General features: G+C 68.7%; 20 protein-coding genes. 13 read left to right on the top strand and 7 right to left on the bottom strand.

The window, feature by feature from the left end; genetic code table 11:
- The first annotated feature begins 49 nt into the window (after nucleotides 1-49).
- The 6 genes from MCHUDSM44219_RS04845 to MCHUDSM44219_RS04820 all read left to right on the top strand — a co-directional run bounded on the left by MCHUDSM44219_RS04845 (nucleotide 50) and on the right by MCHUDSM44219_RS04820 (nucleotide 6,798).
- Nucleotides 50-901, top strand: coding sequence for a type IV toxin-antitoxin system AbiEi family antitoxin (locus tag MCHUDSM44219_RS04845; RefSeq protein ID WP_048417081.1), 852 nt, complete (start codon nucleotides 50-52; stop codon nucleotides 899-901).
- 70 nt (nucleotides 902-971) lie between these two features.
- Nucleotides 972-1,751, top strand: a complete 780-nt coding sequence (locus MCHUDSM44219_RS04840; RefSeq protein ID WP_048417080.1) for a maleylpyruvate isomerase family mycothiol-dependent enzyme — start codon at nucleotides 972-974, stop codon at nucleotides 1,749-1,751.
- Nucleotides 1,748-2,449, top strand: coding sequence for a mycothiol-dependent nitroreductase Rv2466c family protein (locus MCHUDSM44219_RS04835; RefSeq protein ID WP_048417079.1), 702 nt, complete (start codon nucleotides 1,748-1,750; stop codon nucleotides 2,447-2,449). Before MCHUDSM44219_RS04840 ends, MCHUDSM44219_RS04835 begins: the two co-directional genes overlap by 4 nt.
- Before the next feature lie 30 nt (nucleotides 2,450-2,479).
- Nucleotides 2,480-3,865, top strand: a complete 1,386-nt coding sequence (locus MCHUDSM44219_RS04830; protein ID WP_048417078.1) for a WS/DGAT/MGAT family O-acyltransferase — start codon at nucleotides 2,480-2,482, stop codon at nucleotides 3,863-3,865.
- 71 nt (nucleotides 3,866-3,936) lie between these two features.
- Complete coding sequence (locus MCHUDSM44219_RS04825; RefSeq protein ID WP_048417077.1) at nucleotides 3,937-5,442, top strand: serine/threonine-protein kinase; 1,506 nt, start codon at nucleotides 3,937-3,939, stop codon at nucleotides 5,440-5,442.
- An 18-nt stretch (nucleotides 5,443-5,460) separates the two neighbouring features.
- Complete coding sequence (locus MCHUDSM44219_RS04820; protein WP_048417076.1) at nucleotides 5,461-6,798, top strand: MFS transporter; 1,338 nt, start codon at nucleotides 5,461-5,463, stop codon at nucleotides 6,796-6,798.
- Between the two features lie 138 nt (nucleotides 6,799-6,936).
- Here the strand turns inward: MCHUDSM44219_RS04820 and MCHUDSM44219_RS28750 are convergent, their stop codons facing one another.
- The 3 genes from MCHUDSM44219_RS28750 to MCHUDSM44219_RS30230 form a co-directional block, all read right to left on the bottom strand.
- Nucleotides 6,937-7,527, bottom strand: coding sequence for a hypothetical protein (locus tag MCHUDSM44219_RS28750; RefSeq protein WP_048417075.1), 591 nt, complete (start codon nucleotides 7,525-7,527; stop codon nucleotides 6,937-6,939).
- Nucleotides 7,514-8,095, bottom strand: a complete 582-nt coding sequence (locus MCHUDSM44219_RS04810; RefSeq protein WP_048417074.1) for a hypothetical protein — start codon at nucleotides 8,093-8,095, stop codon at nucleotides 7,514-7,516. Before MCHUDSM44219_RS04810 ends, MCHUDSM44219_RS28750 begins: the two co-directional genes overlap by 14 nt.
- Nucleotides 8,096-8,186: 91 nt before the next feature.
- Nucleotides 8,187-8,342: a DUF6131 family protein gene (locus MCHUDSM44219_RS30230; RefSeq protein ID WP_165762037.1), complete on the bottom strand. Its 156-nt coding sequence runs from the start codon at nucleotides 8,340-8,342 to the stop codon at nucleotides 8,187-8,189.
- 99 nt (nucleotides 8,343-8,441) lie between these two features.
- On the opposite strand from MCHUDSM44219_RS30230, the gene MCHUDSM44219_RS04805 reads away from it, so the two are divergent.
- The 6 genes from MCHUDSM44219_RS04805 (at nucleotide 8,442) to MCHUDSM44219_RS04780 (ending at nucleotide 14,550) form a co-directional block, all read left to right on the top strand.
- Nucleotides 8,442-9,098, top strand: a complete 657-nt coding sequence (locus MCHUDSM44219_RS04805; RefSeq protein WP_048417073.1) for a LuxR C-terminal-related transcriptional regulator — start codon at nucleotides 8,442-8,444, stop codon at nucleotides 9,096-9,098.
- Nucleotides 9,099-9,298: 200 nt separating this feature from the next.
- Complete coding sequence (locus MCHUDSM44219_RS04800) at nucleotides 9,299-10,414, top strand: glycosyltransferase (RefSeq protein WP_053081192.1); 1,116 nt, start codon at nucleotides 9,299-9,301, stop codon at nucleotides 10,412-10,414.
- Nucleotides 10,411-11,433 (top strand): hypothetical protein, encoded by a 1,023-nt coding sequence (locus MCHUDSM44219_RS04795; RefSeq protein WP_048417072.1) that lies wholly within the window; start codon nucleotides 10,411-10,413, stop codon nucleotides 11,431-11,433. Before MCHUDSM44219_RS04800 ends, MCHUDSM44219_RS04795 begins: the two co-directional genes overlap by 4 nt.
- Nucleotides 11,430-12,911 carry a glycoside hydrolase family 130 protein gene (locus MCHUDSM44219_RS04790; RefSeq protein WP_048417071.1) on the top strand — a complete coding sequence of 494 codons (1,482 nt, stop codon included), beginning with the start codon at nucleotides 11,430-11,432 and terminating at the stop codon, nucleotides 12,909-12,911. Before MCHUDSM44219_RS04795 ends, MCHUDSM44219_RS04790 begins: the two co-directional genes overlap by 4 nt.
- Nucleotides 12,908-13,306, top strand: coding sequence for a hypothetical protein (locus tag MCHUDSM44219_RS04785; RefSeq protein ID WP_053081191.1), 399 nt, complete (start codon nucleotides 12,908-12,910; stop codon nucleotides 13,304-13,306). Before MCHUDSM44219_RS04790 ends, MCHUDSM44219_RS04785 begins: the two co-directional genes overlap by 4 nt.
- Nucleotides 13,307-13,404: 98 nt before the next feature.
- A complete protein-coding gene (locus MCHUDSM44219_RS04780) occupies nucleotides 13,405-14,550 on the top strand; it encodes a fatty acid desaturase family protein (protein ID WP_048417119.1) in 1,146 nt (381 codons plus the stop codon).
- Nucleotides 14,551-14,557: 7 nt separating this feature from the next.
- Here MCHUDSM44219_RS04780 and MCHUDSM44219_RS04775 read toward each other — a convergent pair whose 3' ends face one another.
- The 3 genes from MCHUDSM44219_RS04775 to ponA2 form a co-directional block, all read right to left on the bottom strand.
- Nucleotides 14,558-15,739 carry a N(5)-(carboxyethyl)ornithine synthase gene (locus MCHUDSM44219_RS04775; protein ID WP_048417070.1) on the bottom strand — a complete coding sequence of 394 codons (1,182 nt, stop codon included), beginning with the start codon at nucleotides 15,737-15,739 and terminating at the stop codon, nucleotides 14,558-14,560.
- Nucleotides 15,736-15,957 (bottom strand): hypothetical protein, encoded by a 222-nt coding sequence (locus tag MCHUDSM44219_RS04770; RefSeq protein ID WP_048417069.1) that lies wholly within the window; start codon nucleotides 15,955-15,957, stop codon nucleotides 15,736-15,738. The genes MCHUDSM44219_RS04775 and MCHUDSM44219_RS04770 overlap by 4 nt, the downstream gene beginning before the upstream one ends.
- A 77-nt stretch (nucleotides 15,958-16,034) precedes the next feature.
- The gene (gene ponA2, locus MCHUDSM44219_RS04765) at nucleotides 16,035-18,506 is read right to left on the bottom strand and encodes a transglycosylase/D,D-transpeptidase PonA2 (RefSeq protein WP_048417068.1); all 2,472 of its coding nucleotides are present in this window, start codon (nucleotides 18,504-18,506) and stop codon (nucleotides 16,035-16,037) included.
- A gap of 96 nt (nucleotides 18,507-18,602) precedes the next feature.
- On the opposite strand from ponA2, the gene MCHUDSM44219_RS04760 reads away from it, so the two are divergent.
- The gene (locus MCHUDSM44219_RS04760) at nucleotides 18,603-19,463 is read left to right on the top strand and encodes an oxygenase MpaB family protein (RefSeq protein ID WP_048417067.1); all 861 of its coding nucleotides are present in this window, start codon (nucleotides 18,603-18,605) and stop codon (nucleotides 19,461-19,463) included.
- 1 nt (nucleotide 19,464) lies between these two features.
- On the opposite strand, the gene MCHUDSM44219_RS04755 is transcribed toward MCHUDSM44219_RS04760, so the two are convergent.
- Nucleotides 19,465-20,502, bottom strand: a complete 1,038-nt coding sequence (locus MCHUDSM44219_RS04755) for a Gfo/Idh/MocA family protein (protein WP_048417066.1) — start codon at nucleotides 20,500-20,502, stop codon at nucleotides 19,465-19,467.
- Nucleotides 20,503-20,623 lie beyond the last annotated feature (121 nt).

The following is a 20,623-nucleotide window of genomic DNA, read 5'->3' as shown; positions in this document are numbered from 1 at the left end:
CTGTGGATAGATTCGGCGGGGCCTTCCGGGCGGATGCGACCCTTCGTTCATGGAGGGGGTGTTTCTCGGGTCCGAGGCGCTGGCGAGTGGGGCACTGACACGCCATCAACTGCGGACGGCGCACCGACGAATACTGCCGGATGTCTATGCGCCCGCAGACGCCGTGCTGGCGTTGCGGCACCGCGCGGCGGCGGCGTGGCTGTGGTCGGGCAGGCAGGGCATCGTATCGGGGCTGGCGGCGTCGGCGCTGTGGGGTGCGAGGTGGGTCGACGATGACGCGGTGATCGAGCTGAACTGGCCGAATCACCGTGCTCCGCCTGGAGTTCTCACCCGCAAGGACACCCTGCTCGAGGACGAGATCGCTTTTCGTGGGCTGCCGGTCACGACGCCTGAGCGCACGGCGTTCGATCTGGCTCGGCACGGGTTCGAGATCGAGGCGGTCGCCCGGCTCGACGCGCTGGCCCGAGCCACGCATTACAAGGACGACGACGTCCGCCGGCTGGCGCAGCGGCATCCGCACGTCCGGCATCTGCGCCGCGTCGATCGGGTGCTCGACTGGGTGGACGCCGGAGCAGAATCGCCGCAGGAGTCGCGAGTGCGAATGATGTTGGTGCGCGCCGGCTATCCGAAGCCCGCCACCCAGATCCCGGTGCTCGCGCCCGACGGCTACCCCCGCTACTACCTCGACATGGGGTGGGAGGAGCTGAAGGTTGCCGTCGAGTACGACGGGGAGCACCATCGCAAGGACGACAGGACCTACCGCAACGACATCATCCGGTCGGAGTATGTGGCGTCACTCGACTGGATTGTCGTGCGGGTGCTCAAAGGCCACCGGCAGGCGGACATCCTCCGGCGCGTCGACCGTGCCGTGATCGCGCGAGGCGGGTTCTCACCCCGTTGAGGCTGCGCTAGTGGCGCACATTTCACCCGAAACGCCGCCGTGGACGCAGTCTCAACGCTAAAGAAGACACATGGCACCCCGCACGCTGGATGACATCCGCCAGGCCACCGAACACTGTTACGCCGCGATGGAAGCCCTGGCCGAAGGCCTGAGCGACGCCGACTGGCAGGCGCAGTCGCTGTGCCCCGACTGGACGGTGCGCCAAGTCTTCGACCACGTGGTCAGCATCGAGGCCGTGCTGGCCGGCTGGTGGCCAGACACCGTCGAGCAGCTGCCCCCGTTCGAGCGGGCCGCCGAGTTCGTCGACGACCCCACCCCCTACCCCGACAAGATGCGGACGGTGTTCGATCTGCGCCGGCGCGACCTGACGTCGATGACGGCCGAGGACATGGACCGGCCGTCCTGGATGCCCGTCGGACCCGGCACGCTCGGCCGGTTCCTGGCGATCCGCGTCTTCGACATCTGGGTCCACGAACGCGACGTCACCACCGCGCTGGGCCGTGCCTCCGACGACGGCGGCATCGCCGCCGAGCTGGCACTCGACCAGGTCGAGAACTCCATCGGCTACATCGTCGGCAAGAAGATCGGGCTGCCCGACGGCAGGAGCGTCACGTTCGACCTGACCGGGCCGGTCATCCGGCAGCTGCACGTGCGCGTCGACGGGAAGGCGAAGAAGGTCGACCAGCTCGACGACCCGGACGTCGTCGTCACCACCGACTCGACCACGTTCATCCAGCTCGGGTCGGGACGGATCGACCCACAGGCCCAGATCGACGCCGGCAGGGTCACGTGGAAGGGCGACGACGCGCTCGGCGACCGCGCCGCCCGCAACCTGAGGTTCACGATGTGACGAACCGACCCGACTCCGTCGACTTCCACTTCGACGTGATGTGCCCCTACGCGTATCAGACGTCGCGGTGGATCCGCGAGGTGCGCGACCAGACCGGCCTCACCGTGAACTGGCGGTTCTTCAGCCTCGAGGAGATCAACCGCCAGGAGGGCAAGAAGCACCCATGGGAGCGGGAATGGTCCTACGGGTGGTCGATGATGCGGATCGGTGCGCTGCTGCGCCGGCAGTCGATGGCCGACGTCGACGCCTGGTACGAGCGCGCTGCGCGGGCGCTGCACGAAGAGGGGCACAAGCCGCACGAGAAGGCCGTCGCGCAACACCTGCTGCAGGAGCTCGGCTTCGACCCGGGCCTGGTCGATCAGGCGATCGCCGATCCGACCACCGGCGACGAGGTGATGGCCGACCACCAGCGCGTCGTCGACGCCGACGGCTACGGGGTGCCGACCCTGTTCTTCCCCGACGGGCAGTGCCTGTTCGGGCCGGTGCTGATCGACCCGCCGACGGGCGAGGCGGCGGTGCGGCTGTGGGACGCCTTGGTCGCGTGGACGGAGTTCCCGCACCTCTACGAGTTGCAGCGGCCGAAGACCCCCGCCGACCAGCTGGCGATCGCCGAGACGTTCCGCCCATACCTGGAGGCCAGGAACTGGGTGTCGATCAACCGCGGGAAGGTCATCGCGTTCGATCCGCCGGGAGTTTGACGCCGCCGTAGAAGGGGGTACCTCCGCGGGGTGGAACGGCTGGGTGGTCTGGACGCGGGTCTGCTGTACAGCGAATCGGCCACCGTGCCCCTGCACGTGTGCTCGGTCGTCATGGTCGACACGTCGACGGTGCCCGGCGGCTTCACCTTCGAGCGGTTCCACCACGACACCGGCGAGCGGATCCAGGCGCTGCCCGAACTGCGCGCCAAGCTCGGCGACAACCAACTCAATCTCGACCATCCGGTGTGGGTGCCGGACAAGTCGTTCGACCTCGATCGGCATCTGAACCGCATCGGGGTGCCGTCGCCCGGCGGGCGCAAGGAGCTCGCCGAGGTGTGCGGGCACATCGCGTCGGTGCCGCTGGATCGCAGCAAGCCGCTGTGGGAGATGTGGGTGATCGAGGGCATCGACGGCGCCGCACTGGACGACGGTGGCCCGCTCGCGTTGATGATCAAGGTGCACCACGCCGCGGTCGACGGCGTGTCCGCGGCGAACCTCCTGGAGACTCTGTGCGATCTGGAGCCCGACGCGCCGCCGCCGGCTCCCGTCGAGGGTCCCGATGACGCGCCGCCGTGGGCGATCGCGGCCGACGGTCTCGTGCGGTTCGTGACCCGACCCTGGCAGCTCACCCGGGTGGTCCCGGAGACCGCGGCGATGGTCGCGAAGACCGTCAACCGGGCGGTGACGGGCACCGCGATGGCCGCGCCGTTCGCGGCGCCGAGGACGCGGTTCAACGACGAACTGACCTCGGAGCGCTCGATCGCGCTGGTGCAGCTCGATCTGGCCGACGTCAAGAAGGTCAAGAACGCGTGCGGCGTGAAGGTCAACGACGTGGTGATGGCACTGTGCGCGGGAGCGCTGCGCGGCTATCTGTCCGACCGCGACGAGCTGCCCGCCAAACCACTGATCGCGGTGGTGCCGGCGTCGGTGCACGGCGAGTCGACGCGGCCGGGCCGCAACCAGCTCTCCGGCATGTTCAGCAACCTGCACACCGATGTCGCCGATGCGCTCGAGCGGCTGCACGCGATCGCCAAGTCGAACACGCGCGCCAAAGAACACAGCGGGTCGCTCGGACCGACGCTGCTCATCGACCTGGCGCAGCTGCTGTCCCGGGGGATGTACGGCTGGCTGCTGGGTGTGATGTCACACACGCCGCTGACACGCACGGCGATCCACAACGTGGTGATCTCCAACGTCGCCGGCCCGCCGACGACGCTGTACAGCTGCGGTGCCGAGGTGACCGCGCTGTATCCGCTCGGCCCGATCTTCCATGGCTCCGGGCTGAACATCACGGTGATGTCGGTGGCCGACCGCCTCAACGTCGGCATAATCTCGTGCCCGCAACTGGTCGACGACCTGTGGGATCTGGCCGATCGCTTCGACGCCGAGCTGGGCGAATTGCTGCGCGGTTGCTGACCAGCAGTTAGGGAGCCGCTCGGAGCGGGAAGCCTTGCGGCGTGCCCGGCGACGAACGGAAAGGATTGGATGTGAGCTCCCCGAAGGTCGGCACGCGGTTCGGACCCTACGAGCTGCAGTCGGTGATCGGGGTCGGGGGCATGGGCGAGGTGTACCGCGCCTATGACACCTCGCGCGAGCGCATGGTGGCGATCAAGCTGCTGCGGCCCGAGATGGCCGCCGACCCCTCCTTCCAGGAGCGGTTCCGGCGGGAGTCGCGGGTGGCGGCCAGGCTGCAGGAACCGCACGTCATCCCGGTGCACGACTTCGGCGAGATCGACGGCGTGCTCTACATCGACATGCGCCTGGTGGAGGGTGCGAGCCTCAAGCAGGTGCTGCGCACCGACGGCGCGCTGCAGCCGCGGCGGGCGGTGGCGATCATCCGGCAGGTCGCCGCGGCGCTCGACGCCGCGCACGCCAACGGTCTGGTGCACCGCGACATCAAGCCCGAGAACGTGCTGCTGACGCCTGACGACTTCGCCTATCTGGTCGACTTCGGGATCGCGCACGGCGGCGGCGAGGCGACCGTGACGTCGACGGGGCTGGTGGTCGGGTCGTGCGCCTATATGGCGCCGGAGCGGTTCAGCGGTGATCGCGGTGGGCCGGCGTCGGACGTGTACTCGCTGGCGTGCCTGCTCTACGAGACCTTGACGGGCCGGGCCCCGTTCGAGGCGGCCGACGTGCGCCAGGTGATGAGCGCGCACATGTTCTCGGCGCCGCCGCGGCCGAGCATCATGCGGCGCGGCATCACCCGGGCGTTCGACGACGTCGTCGGCCGCGGCATGGCGAAGGCGCCGGCCGACCGGTACACCTCGGCCGGGGACCTGGCCCGCGCGGCGGGTGCGGCAGCCGAACGCGCGCCCAGCGCGGCGCCGGTCCCTCCCGCAGCAACACCGCCGTCGACGCGGCAGTTCTCCGCGGCCTTTCCGACCCCGCCGCCGTATGCGCCGGCACCGCCGCCGCGTCCGCAGCGACCCGCCCGGCGGTTCAGTCAGGGCCAGGTGGCGCTGATGGTGGCGACGATCGTACTGCTGACCGCGGCGGTGGTGTTGGCGCTGGTGTTGGCGTTCAGCGGCAGCGGCACCGCGCCGACGTCGCGGCTCGCCGGGCCGCCACCGACGTCGTCGTCTTCGTCGTCCGCGGACACCTCGACGTCCACCGAGGAGACGACCACGTCGACGACGACCACCACCTCGACGGCGAGCGGTAAGCCGATCAAGGGGGTGTCAGGCACGGATTCCCAAGGCTTCGTGGGACATTCGGCGCGCTGCGACGAGGGCAGCAAGCCGGCGGCGGCGATCCGCACGTCGCTGTCGCTGGCGGTGGTGTGCAAGTCAGGCGACAGCTACTACTACCGGGGCGAGCGGCTCAGCGACGGTGCGAGCCTCGAACTGCAGAACGCGCAGCGCTCGGGCAGCGGCTTCACCGTGTCGAATCCCGCCGACGGCACCCGCTACGACGTGCAGCCGAATCAGTTGACGATTTCCAGCAGCAGGAGTGTCGATCCGGAGCCGGCTTTGGAGTACGGTTCGGGCTGACACAGGGGGAGGGCAACGATGACCACCACGACAGTGCCGCGGTCGAGCGCCGCCGAGACACGGCGGGCGATCTGGAACACGATCCGGGGCTCGTCGGGCAACCTCGTCGAGTGGTACGACGTCTACGTCTACACCGTGTTCGCAACGTATTTCGAGGGCCAGTTCTTCGACGAGTCGGAGAAGAACTCGACGGTGTACGTGTACGCGATCTTCGCGATCACGTTCGTGATGCGGCCTGTGGGGTCGTGGTTCTTCGGCCGGTTCGCCGACCGGCGGGGCCGCCGGGCGGCGCTGACGGTGAGCGTGTCGCTGATGGCGCTGTGCTCCTTGGTGATTGCGCTGGTGCCGTCGCAGGCAGTGATCGGGATGGCGGCGCCGATCATCCTGATCGTGGCGCGGTTGGTGCAGGGGTTCGCGACCGGCGGCGAGTACGGCACGTCGGCGACGTACATGTCGGAGGCGGCGACGCGGGAGCGGCGCGGCTTCTTCTCGTCGTTCCAGTACGTGACGCTGGTCGGTGGGCACGTGCTGGCGCAGTTCACGCTCTTGATCCTGCAGACCACACTCGACGACGACCAGCTGCGCGAATTCGGTTGGCGCATCGCGTTCGCCGTCGGTGGCGTGGCGGCGGTGGTGGTGTTCTGGCTGCGGCGCACGATGGACGAGTCGCTGTCCGAGGAGGTCATCGAGGCGACCAAGGCGGGGGAGGATCCGGGCGCGGGGTCGGTGCGGGCGCTGTTCACGCAGTACTGGCGGCCGCTGCTGCTGTGCTTCCTGATCACGCTGGGCGGCACGGTCGCGTTCTACACCTACAGCGTCAACGCGCCGGCGATCGTCAAGACCGCGTACAAGGGCGAGGGTATGACCGCGACGTGGATCAACCTGACGGGGCTGATCTTCCTGATGCTGCTGCAGCCGCTAGGCGGGATCCTCAGTGACCGGATCGGGCGCAAACCGATGCTGGTGTTCTTCGGCATCGGCGGGCTGGTGTGGACCTATGTGCTCATCACGTACCTGCCCGAGACACGTTCACCGCTCACGTCTTTCGCGCTCGTCGCGGTCAGCTACATCATCCTGACGGGATACACGTCGATCAACGCGCTGGTGAAGTCGGAGTTGTTCCCGGCGCATGTGCGGGCGCTCGGCGTCGGGGTCGGGTATGCGCTCGCGAACTCGATCTTCGGCGGGACGGCGCCACTGATCTATCAGGCGGCCAAGGAGAATGGCCAGGTGCCGCTGTTCATCGGCTACGTCACGGTGTGCATCGCGGTGTCGCTGGTGGTGTACGTGTTCTTCCTGCGCAACAAGGCCGACACGTATCTCGATCGGGAGCGGGGCTCGGCCTTCCGGGCGTGAGCCACTGACTCATTGAGGCTCCGACTGTGGGGCTTGTGCACGCTAAATCGGTGATCTACGTGCACAACCCCCACAGTCGACGACAGGCCGCGCTGACGACCGGTCTCAACCCGCCGCCAGCGCAGCCGTGTCAGAAAGTCAGACCGAGAGCAGCCTTTCGAAGAAGCTGCGGTAGCGCTTCAGGGCGACGCGCAGGTCCTCGGTCGAGGCCTGCTCACCGCGGCCCCACTGCTCCTCCAGGCGCGAGCGCGCCTGCCCGAAGCCGGTGGTGAGCTGCTGCACGAGGTCGGCGACCAGGCCGTCGGCCTTCTGCACGCAATCCTTCGGATCGTCGACGAAACCGGCCTGGACGGCATCCCAGCGTGCCCGTAGCCCGGCGAGCTCGTCGTCGGCGAAAAGCTTTCCGTCGACGTCGCTTTCATGTCCGGAGCGTTCGGCGCGCTGGGTGTGCTCCGTGTGGTCGGTGCGCGGTGATGCCGCGTCCTGCTGCATGTCGGTGCGTTGCACGTCGGTGTGCTGCCCGTGCTGCCCGTGCTGCTGTGCGACGCCGGCGACCTCCGGGTCCATCGGCGTGGTCGGCGGACCGGCGCCGTGCGTCGCGGTGGTGTCGTGCTGCACCGGGGCGACCTGATCTTCGGGGATGTAGTTCTGCCCCTCCGTGGCGTACTGGGGCTGGCCCTGCGGTGCCTGGTTGGCCCAGGCGTCGGTGTGCTGATCATGCGTGGTCATGCCGTGCCTCCTTAGAGGTGTCGTTGTCAGTGGTGTCGAGCAGTCGTTCGAACAGCGCGCGGTAGTGCACGAAGGCCTCCCGCTGCCGTTCCGTGTCGATCTCGCCGCGTTGCTGCGCATCGTGGATGCTGTGCGCGGCGCGGTAGTTCTCGACGATGTGCGGGTGGTCGACGGAGATATCGGCCGCCTGCCGTTCGAAGTCGTCGACCGGGTAGCCACGCTGGCGCATGACCTCGGTGACGAGCAGGTCGGCAGTGCCGACGGCCCGAGCGGGGTCGTCGACGAAGTCGGTTTGCACCTGCGCCCAGCGCATTTCGAAGTCGTTGCGTGCCACGGGGGGCAGCGCGACGATGTCGAGCTTGTCGCGCTTGCGAGCGCGAGCGGCGAGTTCCTTCTCCGCGGCCTTCGGGTCGCCGGTCTGGTGGACCACCCGGTCGTACTCGGGTCCGAAGTGTTGCTTGAGCTCTTCACTGCGTTTGCGGCCGCCGCCGGAACGCACAGCCAGGATCACGACAGCGATCACCACGATGATTGCTGCAGCGATCAAAATCCATTGCCAGGTAGGCATTTTGAACTCCTCTCGTGGAAGTCGAATAGCCAGGGCACCGTCTACGCAAACGTCAGTTTGTGACCGGTGTCACCAGCCGCAGGTCAGGGGGTCAGAAGTAGTGCCGGCGGCCACCGACCGCGCGACCAGTGGAGCCGAGGACCGCGAGGATGGCCCCGACGACGACGAGGATGACCCCGATGGTGGTGAGAATGGAGATCTTCAGCAGCAGACCTGCGATCACCGCAATGATGCCGAGAATGATCATGATCGAACCTTCCGTTGGACTTTCGGCCGTTCAGACCGATGTCAGTCGACCACCCTCAGGGGTGTGGCGGTACACCCCTAAGGGGGTAATGTCAGCGCCGTGACCGAGGCGATCACGGTGGCACTCATCGACGACTACGACGTCGTCGTGCAAGGCGTGGCGAACATGCTCGAGCCGTATCGCGATCGCGTGGTCGTCGCCGAACTCGACGCCTCGATGCCGCTCAAGGACACCGTCGACATCGCGCTGTATGACAGCTTCGCGCAACCGGAGTCGGACCACGAGGAGATCGGCGTTCTGGTCGCCAATCCGTGCGCTCGCCGAGTTGTCGTGTACACGTGGAACTTTCATCCCGACCTGGTCGCGAGCGCGCGCGAGCGTGGCGCTCACGGATATCTGTCGAAGACACTGCCTGCGCGTGACCTGGTGGCGGCCCTGGAGGCAGTGCACCGAGGGCAGACCGTGGTCAGCGAGACACCGCCGCGCACGCGTCCCGCTCCGGGCAACGACTGGCCCGGCCGCAGCGAGGGCCTCACCGACCGCGAGGCGGAGATCCTGGCGCTGATCACCCAGGGAAAGAGCAACGCCGACGTCGCGCGGCTGACCTACCTCAGTCCCAACACCGTGAAGTCCTACATCCGGTCGCTGTACCGCAAAGTGGGCGTCGAGAGCCGGACGCAGGCCGTGCTGTGGGGAATGCAGCACGGTTTCCTGCCCGACCACAGCCGCATCGAGCACTGGCGCGGCGGCCCGTAGAGGCCCCGAGGGCGTAGACTGGTCAAAGCTGGTCCACCCAGCAGTCCCGCTTGGACCGTCTCTCGTTTTCGCATAGGTCTTCCCGAGTCTTCGCACACGCCGGTCACGCCGGTGGCAACAGCCCAGTCGGGAATCTTGTGAATGTACGTACCTCCATCAGTCCGCTGATCGCCCCCTTCGGGCTCGACAACCTCCCCTTCCTGCCGACCGTCGGGATCCTGAGCACGTACGCGCCGACCGTCTGCGGTCTGGCGACGTTCAGCGCCGCTCTGGCCAACGGGTTGTCCGCGCGGGGCGTCGATGTGAACGTCGTGCGCATCTCCGACGGCACCCGTTCGGCCAGCACCGATGTCGTGGGAGAGCTCGTCAACGGCTCCGCGGCCTCCGTCGCGGCGGCCGCGGAGCTGCTCAACCGGCGCGATGTCGCGATCATCCAGCACGAGTACGGCATCTACGGCGGCGCCGACGGCGACGAGGTCATCGAGATCATGAAGGCCCTGACGGTGTCCTCGATCGTGATCGTGCACACGGTGCTGACAACGCCGACGCCCCATCAACGTTCGGTTCTGGACGAGGTGATGGCACGCGCGGATCAGGTGGTCGTCATGTCGAACACCGCGCGCCTGCGGCTGCGCGCGGGCTTCCGTGTCAACGACCGCAAGGTCGCGACCATCCCGCACGGGGCGGCGCTGCCCACGGTCGCCGCATCGAAGCGGTCGGGCCGGCCGATCCTCCTGTCCTGGGGTCTGCTGGGGCCGGGCAAGGGCATCGAGCGGGTCATCGATGCGATGGTCTCGCTCAAGGATCTCGCCCAGCAGCCCCGATACCTCGTCGCGGGCCGCACGCACCCCAAGGTGCTGGCCCTGCACGGTGATACCTACCGGGAAAGCCTTGTCGCACAAGCAAAACGTCTCGGTGTCGAGGATTCGGTGTCCTTCGACGCGGCCTACCGCACACCCGCGGCGCTGACCGCGCTGATGCAGACCGCCTCGGTTGTCGTGCTGCCGTACGACTCGAAGGAGCAGGTCACCTCCGGCGTGCTCGTCGACTCGATCGCCAGCGGACGACCCATCGTGGCAACCGCGTTCCCGCACGCCGTCGAACTGCTCGGCAACGGCGCGGGCACTCTGGTCGCCCACGACGATCCCGATGCGCTGGTGCGCGCCCTGCGCCGGCTGCTCACCGACCCGCGGGTTGCCGGCACCATGGCCTCCGAAGCACGTGAGCTGGCCCCGTCGATGGCGTGGCCCGTGGTGGCCGGGTCCTACATCAAGGTCGCGCAGCGCCTGGTCGCCGCGCGGATGGCGTCCGCGTGACCGGCCCGGTGCCCGCGGTGGTGTTCACGCACCTGCTGCGGATGACCGACCACCGTGCCACGTTCGAGCACGCCAAGCTGACCCAGCCGCGTCGCGAGCACGGATACTGCGTCGACGACATGGCCCGGGTGCTCATCGTCGCCACCCGGGAGCCGGGGTCAGGCGGTCCGGTGAACGGGCTGGCCGGCAAGGCCCTGGGTTTCCTCAACGACGCCCAGTCCTATGACGGCGGATGTCGCAACCGGATGGACAGCGCGGGACGCTGGCAGGACCAGCCGGGCACCGACGACCACTGGGGCCGGATGGTGTGGGCATTGGGTACCGCCGCCGCGCACAGCGATGTGAGCCTCGTGCGCCGGCTCGCGACCGTGCAGTTCGAGCGGGCGGCCCAGACCAGGTCACCCCATCCGCGGGCGATGGCCTTCGCCGCGATCGGCGCCGCCGAACTCCTCGACGTCACCCCCGGACACCCGGCCGCGCGCGCCCTGCTGACCGACTACGCGCGCTCCATTCCGGCTGCCCCGCAGGATCCCGAATGGCGTTGGCCCGAGCCACGTCTGCGCTACGCGAACGGCGCGCTCGTCGAAGCGATGATCGCGACCGGTGTCGCCCTCGACGATCCGGCGCTGCTCGACCGCGGCCTGGACCTGCTGGAGTGGCTGCTCGACCTCGAGACGGTCGACGGTCATCTGTCCCCGACACCCGTCGCGGGGCGGGGTCCCGGCGACCGGCGGCCCGCATTCGACCAGCAGCCGATCGAAGTGGCGAGCCTGGCCGACGCGTGCGCCCGCGCCGCCACCGTTGATCCGCGGCCGGCCTGGCCTGAGGGCCTGCGCGCAGCGGCCGCCTGGTTCGAGGGCGACAACGACCTCGGCATGCCGATGTGGGACCCCAGCACCGGGGGAGGTTTCGATGGCCTGCATGGCGACCGGGTGAACCTGAACCAAGGTGCGGAGTCCACGCTGGCCGCTTTGTCGACCATGCAGCAGGCGCGTCGTTTTTCGCCTGTGCCGCAATGACATCGGCGCGAGCCGAGCTCGCGACCCGCAGCGCTACGCGAGTCGACGCCGACCCGGCACGGGTGATCACCCGGCTGTTCGTCCCAGGTCAGGAGGGCTTCGAGCGCCAAGAGTCACGCGCCGGTGTGGTGCTCTCGCGGCTGCTCGCGCTCACCGACGGCGAAGTCCAGGCGGGCATGGACGACATCCTCGTCCGCTTCGATGCCCGACACCGCGATCTGCGCGGCACCTTCCGCAGGCACGCCGAGGAACTCGCCGACCGCCTCGACCCCGCCCGCACCCTCAGCGATGCGCGAATGATGTTGCTGGGAGCGACGTTCACCAATGAGTACGCCATAGAGGGGGCGGCTCTGTGCAATCCGAGCATGGTCGCCCATCCCGATCAGACGGGATTGCCGCCGGGGAGTCTGCGGTTCGTGATGAGTGTGCGCGGGATCGGGGAGGGGCACCGGTCCTCGATCGGCTTCCGCACCGGTGTCGTCGACGCGACAGGTGCGGCCACCATCGATGAGGCCGCGCCGTTCGCGTCCACCGGACGTGTCGAGTCCACGCTGATGGACGCCGCGGTGCTGCGCGCCGAACTGAGTAGCAGGGACCGTGCCGGCGAGGCATCGGACTACATCTTCGGCGCGCTCGGCGAGCTCTTCACCCGGTCCGATCTCGACGAGCGGCTGGACAGTCTGCGCTCCCATCTGCGCACCCGCGGCCACGCCGAGGAAACCATCGGCATGGTGCGCGAGGTCGCCGCACGCTCGTACGCGGTCCGTTTCGCCCGTGATGTCACTCTGTCCGAGCGTGTGCTGTGGCCGTCCATGGAGGCCGAGCAGGCCGGTGTGGAGGATGCCCGGTTCGTCCGGTTCATCCACGACGACGGCGCTGTCACCTATTACGCCACCTACACCGCCTACAGCGGTTCGCACATCAGTCAGCAGCTGCTGGAGACCACGGATTTCCGGACATTCACCTCAGGGCCGCTCGTCGGGCGCGCTGCGGCCAACAAGGGTCTGGCGCTGTTCCCGCGGCGGATCGGCGGCCGCTTCGCCGCCATGTCCCGGTCCGACCGGGAGACCAACACCGTCGCCTTCGCCGACCATCTGGCCGTGTGGCCGACGGCGTCGCCGTGCCAGCAGCCGATCGAGACGTGGGAGACGGTGCAGCTCGGAAACTGCGGTCCGCCCATCGAAACCGACGCGGGTTGGCTTGTGCTTACGCACGGTGTCGGACCGATGCGCACGTACAGCATCGGGGCGATCCTGCTCGATCTGCAGGACCCCACGCGGATGATCGGGCGGCTACGACGGCCGCTGCTGACACCGGCCGCCGACGATCGGGACGGCTACGTACCCAACGTCGTCTACTCCTGCGGCGGACTCGTGCACGCCGGCACGCTGGTGATCCCGTACGGCATCTGTGACGCCGCGATCGGGCTGGCGACGGTGCCGCTCGCCGATCTGCTCGACGAGATAGTGCAGCCATGAGGGAACGTCAGCACGACCCAAGCGAACTTGTCGTCCACGTCGGGGCGGGCTTCGCCGCCAAGGAGAGACCGCTCGTGCGCAAGGACCTGTCCTCGCTGCGGCCCCACCTCGGCAGGTGGGACATCGACGAGGTCAGCGTCCAGGTGTCACTGCAGGACCGCGGCCGCCGCGAGCAGCGGGTCACGCTGCGCACCGTCGTGCCCGAGCTTCCCCCGCTGATCGCCGTCTCGACGGACGCGAACCTCGCCTACGCGATCGCCCAGGCCAAACACGATGTGATCCGGCAGCTCAAGGAGCAGAAGGTGGCGCGCGAACCGCTGCAGCATCGCCGGCACCGCGCCAGGACGGTCCGCCTTCCGTCAGGACCTGAGTACCTCGGCGGCCGCGTACACTAGAAGTACACGCCGGCGCGTTGCCTGTGGCACCCCGGCTCCGGATCTCGAAACATCGGGTCCCGCTGCACATCATCGGCCGGACCACGCAAGGACACCTCATCGCCATCACGGACGTCGCCGCGTATACCCATCTGTCCACCCGTGACATCGAGAGCCTCGGGCGCGAACTGGACGACATCCGCGCCGACATCGAAGAATCGCTCGGTGCGCGCGACGCCGCGTACATCCGTCGCACCATCCTGTTCCAGCGCACACTCGACGTCGCCTCACGCGTGCTCCTCGCCGGCACCCGATCGAAGCTGGGCTGGGCCGCCGGAACGGCGGCGCTCGGGTTCGCCAAGAGCGTCGAGAACATGGAGATCGGCCACAACGTGTCGCACGGCCAATGGGATTGGATGAACGATCCCGAGATCCACTCGAGCACCTGGGAGTGGGACATGGTCGCGCTGTCGTCGCAGTGGAAGTCCTCCCACAACTACCGCCACCATGTGTTCAGCAATGTGCTCGGCGAGGACGACGACATCGGGTTCGGCGTGATGCGGGTGACACCGGATCAGCCGTGGGAGCGCAAACATCTGCTGCAGCCGCTGCAGAACCTGTTCCTGGCGCTCACGTTCGAGTGGGGAATCGCGCTGCACGGTATCGACATGCGGCGCGGTAAGGACGAGTGGAGAGCGCAGATGAAAGCACTGGGCGCCAAAGCCGTTCGGCAGGGCTTCAAGGACTACCTGCTGTGGCCGCTGCTGAGCCTGCGGCGCTGGCGCCGGACCCTGGCGGCGAACTCGGTGGCCAATCTGCTGCGCAACCTGTGGACGTACGTGGTGATCTTCTGCGGGCACTTCCCCGACGGGACGCAGAAGTTCACCGCCGACGTCCTGACGGCGGAGACGCGGGCGGAGTGGTATCTGCGGCAGATGCTCGGGGCGGCCAACTTCAAGGCCGGCCGTTTCCTGGCGTTCGCCAGCGGGAACCTCTGCTACCAGATCGAGCACCACCTGTTCCCCGACCTGCCGAGCAACCGGCTGGCCGAGATCGCCGGGCGGGTGCGTCCCCTCTGCGAGAAGTACGGTCTGCCCTACAACACCGCGTCCTTTGCGCACCAATATGGTTCGACGCTGGGCATCATCCACCGGCTGGCCTTCCCGGACGGATTCTTCGAACCTCGGCGGTCGGCGCAGGTCGCTCCGATGCGGCCGCGACGCCGCGCCGCCAGGGCAGCCGCCCGCCGGCAGGCCGCGGCCTGAGGGCTGCTCAGTCGGCGGGGGACGCCGTCGGACGGTGCGGATACTCGGCGCCGCGTCCCTGGAACGACAGGATCTCCTCGTTCAGCACCACCCCGTCGCGCATCTCCACGGCGCGCTGAACCGTGGTGCTGTCCTCCCACGCCGTGGGGCCGCCGAGGACCGTCTCCAGGTGCGGCAGCAGCGCCTCGCTGATCTCCCACGTCGCGGAGTTGAACAGGTAGGACGGGCTGTGGTCCACGGCGTAGTAGTGGATACCGTTGGGCAACAGACGAAGTGGATCGGCGAACGAGGTGGGCTCGGCCCAGGTGAACCCCATCCCGGCATCGCAGGACACGTCGACGATCACGCTGCCGGGGGTGAATGCGGCCAGGTCGGCCTCGGTGGCGAAAATCAACGGATTGTTCGGGTTCTGCAGCACGCAGTTGACGGCGATGTCGTGGCCGGCGAGCAGCTGGGCCACGGGGATCACGCCGTCATCGGGGGTGTCGACCCACGTCGCCTCGGGCGGGTCGTCATCGTCATGGCTCATCTGGAAGAGCTGCACCGAGGGGATCGGGGCGGCGACGGCGGCGACGTCGCGGTTGGTCAGCACGTGGACCTCGTCGACGCCGTGCGCATTGAGCGCGGTGACGGCGCCGCGCGCGGTGGCGCCGAACCCGATGACCGCGGCGCTCAGGCGCCGGCCGTAGTTCCCGGTGACACCGATGAGTTGCAGGGCGTGCAGCACCGAGCAGTACCCGGCCATCTCGTTGTTCTTGTGGAAGACGTGCAGCGCGAAGCTTCCATCGGAGTTCCAGTGGTTCATCGACTCGAACGCGATCATTGTCAAGCGCCGGTCGATGGCGGCCTGAGTGACGTCGGGATTCTGGACCAGGTGCGGCCAGCCCCAGACGATCTGCCCCTCGCGGAATTCGGCAAGGTCCTCTGCTTCGACCTTGGGCAGCAGGATGACGTCGCAGTCGGCGATCAGCTGCTCGCGGGTCCGGATGCCGCCGACCAGGTCGGCGAGGGCGTCGTCGGTGGCGCCGAAATGGGCGCCGTAACCCTGTTCGACGAAGATGCGCGCCGCGATCGACGGGTCGATGCGTGCGAAGTGGTCGGGGTGGATGGGCAGCCGGCGTTCGTCGGGTTTGCGCGAGGTGGCGAGAACTCCCAGAGACAGCGCCGGGGTGTCGGTGTGTGTCGTCACTCGGCTGTCTTCGGGGCGTTGTCCGCACGGATCTGGTGTTCCAGTTTGGTGTCACGGCCGCGCTCGACGAACGCCTCCTTGTCACGCAGGTGCGTGGCATCGCGTCGGGAGTCGGCTCCCCGGCTCGTGGAGGAACGAATGCCCGTCAGCACCTGACGCGATGCCTTGGCGCCGGATTCGAGGAGCGCGAGCAGCCGGGACTCGATGGCGGAGAACATGGTTATATCCGTTCTGCTGGTAAGAGATTCAGTACACGCTCGATCAGGGTGGGTGTCAACACAGACGTCGTGACCCGTCACGCAGGCGGGGGAGGGGGCGGCGGCGGTGGCGGAGGGGGTGCCGGCCAGGGCAGCACGATCGGCGGCAGGCCGGGAATCTCGATGACGTTCGGCGGCGGCGGAGGGGGTGGCGCGTCGGGTGGCGGCGGCGCGGCCGGGGCGCTGGGGGGAGGCGGCTGGTACACCGGCGCCGGGGCAATGCCGTTGCTGGTGTTGATCGTGATGATGGACCCGGGGATGGTCTTGCCGCGTGGCGTGGTGCCGACGACGGTGCCCCTGCTCGAATAGCTGTTCACCGGGGTCGGGTCCGGAGCGACCTGGAATCCTGCGTCCGTCAACTTCTTTCGTGCCGCGTCGAGCTTGAGTCCGACCACACTGGGTACCTCGCTGCCGGGTCCGCCGTCCACATAGCGCGGGTCTGTGGGCGGCATCGCGACCGGACCGAAGTAGTCGGCGATCGGTTCCATCGCCGTGAACCACGTGCGGGCCGGTTCGGTTCCGCCGTAGAGGTTTCCGCTGCCGCACTTGCGCAGCGGAGACGTGCACAGCCCCGACGGGTTCGGGGAGTCGTCGAAGATGTAGTTCGCGGCCGCGTACTGATTGGTGAACCCGAGGAACGCCGAGGAGCGATGCGATTCGGTGGTGCCGGTCTTGCCGGACATCGGCAGGTCCCAGCCGGCCGATCCCGCGGCGCCCGCCGCGGTGCCGCTGGTGTGGTCCTTGCCCAGCGCATTGGCCAACGTGTTGGCCAGCCCCTCGGGCACCACCTGCTCGCACGGCGCGGTCTCCAGTGGCACCTCGCGGCCGTCGCGGCCGAACACCGTGTCGATCGGGTTCGGCGGGCACCACATGCCCCCCGAGGCCAGCGTCGCCGCCACGTTGGACAGTTCGAGCGCGTTGAGCTCGAGCGGCCCGAGGGTGAAGGAGCCGAGGTTCTGCCGCTTGACCCAGTCGGCGAGGCTCTCGTTGCTCCCGGGGTCGTAGGCGCGGGCGGTTCCGGGCTCGGCGTAGGAGCGCAGGCCGAGCCGGACGGCCATGTCCACCGCGCGGGGAACCCCGATCTGGGCGATCAGTTTCGCGAACGCGGTGTTGGGCGACTTGGCCAGCGCGTCGGTGACGTTCATCTGCCCGGAGTAGTTCGAGGCGTTCTTCACGCACCACGTCTTCGGTGGGCAGCCCGGCTCGCTGCTGTCGCCCAGGCCGGTGCCGCGGAAGGTCTGCGGCACGTCGAGGGTGGCGTTGATGCCCAGGCCCATCTCGAGCGCCGCGGCGGTGGTGAAGATCTTGAAGATCGACCCGGCGCCGTCACCGACGAGGGAGAAGGGCTGGGGCTGAACGGTCTGGCGGGCGTTGAGGTCGAGGCCGTAGGTGCGGTTGTCGGCCATCGCGACGATGTGGTGGGCGTCCCTGCCGGGCCGGATCACGCTCATCACGCTGGCGACGCCGTCGGCGGTGGGGTCGGCCAGCTCGTCGACGGCGTTCTTGACGCGGTCCTGGACCATGGGGTCGAGGGTGGTCTTGATCAGGTAGCCGTTGCGGGCCACATCGTCCTTGCTCAGGCCCGCGCGCGCCAGGTACTGCAGCGCGTACTCGCAGAAGAACGCGCGGTCACCGGCGGCGATGCAGCCCTGCGGCAGCGGATCGGGCTGCGGCAGCACCCCGAGCGGCTGGGCCTTGGCGAGCCGGAGTTCCTCGGCCTGCTCGGGCAGGTTCGCGATCATCGTGTTGAGCACGACGTTGCGCCGCTCCAGCGCGGCCTCGGGGTGGGTGTAGGGATCCAGCGCGCTGGGGGAGCGCACCATCCCGGCCAGCAGGGCGGCCTGCTGCCAGTTCAGGTCGGCGGCGTTGATGCCGAAGTAAGTGCGCGCGGCGTCCTGCACGCCGAACGCGCCGTTGCCGAACGACACCAGGTTCAGGTAGCGGGCCAGGATCTCGGCTTTGGGCAGCGCGGCGTCCATGTCGAGGGCGGCCCGGATCTCGCGCAGCTTGCGGGCGGGGCTGATCTCGACCGCGGCGCGCCGTTCGGCATCGGTCTGTGCGGTGACGAGGAGGTTGAAGTTCTTGACGTACTGCTGCTCGATGGTCGACCCGCCGCGGGTGTTGCCGTCACCCTGCAGGTAGCCGGACAGGCCGGTCAGGGTGCCCTGCCAGTCGACGCCGTTGTGTTCGGTGAAGCGCTTGTCCTCGATCGAGATGATCGCCAGCTTCATCGTGTTGGCGATGCGATTGCTGGGCACCACCCAGCGGCGCTGCTCGTACAGCCACGCGATCGGAGTGCCCGCCGCGTCCACCATAGTGGACACCGTCGGCACCTCTCCTTCGAGCAGTTGCGTGGATTCCTCTGTGGCAGAGGCGGATACACGCATCAGCACGGATCCGGCACCGCCGACGAACGGGAACATCAACGCAGCGGCGAGCAGCCCGGCGAGGACGCAGCAACCTGCCAGCCGGGCGATGGCCCCCCACGTTGCCCGACGACGGCCGCGCATGGCGTCAGCTTATGGCTGCCCGGTACGCCCGGTGGGCGGATGTGACCAAATTCTTTCGGCACCAAAGGCGAGCCGCCGGGCAAGGACAATGGGGGCATGACCCCTTATGACCTCGGCGCGATCCGCACCCGGATGGGCAGCGCCCTGTTCGGCATGGTGGCCGGCCCCGAGGGCCCGGAGAACCGAGCGCGGATCCACGAGACGCCAGGCCCGCGGTGGTTCCCCGAGGACCGGCCGATCCGGCAGGTACATGCCGATGCGTCGATGTTCGTCGGGGGTCTGCGCGCGCTGCTGCTGCAGTCGCTGCATCCGCTGGCGATGGCGGGGGTGGCCGAGCACTCCGACTACCGCGGCGACCCGTGGGGCCGGCTGGCCCGCACGAGCACCTTCCTCGCCGTGACGACGTTCGGCGCGGCCGACGACGCGCAGCGCGCGGTCGACAAGGTGCGCGGTATCCACCGCCGGGTGCGCGGGACGGCGCCGGACGGCCGCCCCTACGAGGCCGGTGACCCGCACCTGTTGGAGTGGGTGCACATCGCCGAGACCGACAGCTTCCTGCGGGCGCATCAGCTGTACGGCTCGCAGCCGCTGGATCAGGAGGGCCGCGACGGGTACGTCGCCGACACCGCGCAGGTGGCGGTGAAGCTCGGGGTGGTCGACCCGCCGCGCACGGAAGCGGAGTTGGCTGAGCGGCTCGCGGCGTACCGGCCGGAGCTGGGCGGGACGGCCGCGGCGCGGGATGCGGCGCGGTTCCTGTTGCTGACGCCGCCGCTGCCGGTGCTGGCGCGGGCGCCGTACACGGCACTGGCCGCGGCCGCGGTCGCGATGCTGCCGCGGTGGGCGCGGAGTCCGCTGTGGCTGCCGTACCTGCCGCCGGTCGAGGCGACGGTGGTCCGCTCGGCGGGGCACGTGCTGGTCGGCGGCATCCGGTGGGCGATGACGGCCAACGCGGGGTAGGTCAGCGCTGGACGGAGACCCAGGTCTCCAGCCGGGCGCTCTCGGCGACGGCCTCGGCGACGAGCACCTGCTCGAAGCCGTCGGCGAAGGTGGGGTAGGCCGGCTGGGCCGGGGGTTCGTCGGCGTCGATGGCCTCGTAGACGGCCCGGAAGAACGCCTTGAACGCGTCGGGGTAGCCCTGGACGTGGCCGGCCGGGTAGTCGCCCGTGTCGCGCAGCTGAAGTTGGTTGGGCTGGTCGCGGTGACCGGTCCACAGCTGCTCGGGGTTCTCGGAGTCCCAGCGCAGCGACGCGCCGGATCCACTGAGCTCGACGGCGAGCTGATTCTTGCGGCCGGGGGACACCTGGGAGAGGGTGAGGACGCCGCGGGCGCCGCCGTCGAAGCGGAGCAGGATGCCGGCGGTGTCCTCGGTGCTGGACCGCTCGGGCAGGGCGGTGGTGAGGTCGGCCATCACGGATTCGACGCGCTGGCCGCTGATGAAGCCGGCGAGATCGAGCCAGTGCGAACCGATGTCGCTGACGGTGCGCAGCGGGCCACCGAGTTCGGGGTCGAGGCGCCAGTTGGTGTCGGTCTCCTTGGACAGCCAGTCCTGGAGGTAGGACCCGGTGACAAGTCGCAGGGATCCGAGGTCGCCGGCGCGGACGCTCTGCGCGGCCTGCTGGCACAGCGGGTAGAGGCGGGAGATGAAGCAAACGGCATTGACGACGCCGAAATCCTTTGCGGCGGTGACGATGTCACTGGCTTGGGCGGGGGTGAGGGCGAGCGGCTTCTCGCAGATGACGTGCTTGCCTGCGCGCATAGCGGCCATCGCCTGGGCGTAGTGGAGATGATTGGGGGAGCAGATGTGGACGGAGCGGACGCGGGGGTCGTCGAGCATCTCCTCGAAGCTGCAGTAGTAGGCGCCCAGTCCGGAGGCGGCGGCGCGGTCCGGGCTTGATCCGACCACGCCGACCACCGGAACGCCGATGCGCGCCAACGCTTCTGCGTGCACCCGGCCCATCAGGCCGGTGCCCACGATGGCTGCGCCGGTGTCGATCATGGTTTGACACCCAGGAGAGGAGTGTGAGCGAACGGTGGCAGCCGTGTTAGCCGTGTGAATAATTCACGGCATGCTGTGCCACTTGACGCCTGAGCGAAGTAGGCGGTGTCAGCGCAGGTTT

The sequence above is a fragment of the Mycolicibacterium chubuense genome (genome assembly GCF_001044255.1).
Classification (GTDB): domain Bacteria; phylum Actinomycetota; class Actinomycetes; order Mycobacteriales; family Mycobacteriaceae; genus Mycobacterium; species Mycobacterium chubuense.
Note: the sequence above shows the minus strand (reverse complement) of the source record. Positions and strands in the feature narration are given on the sequence as shown.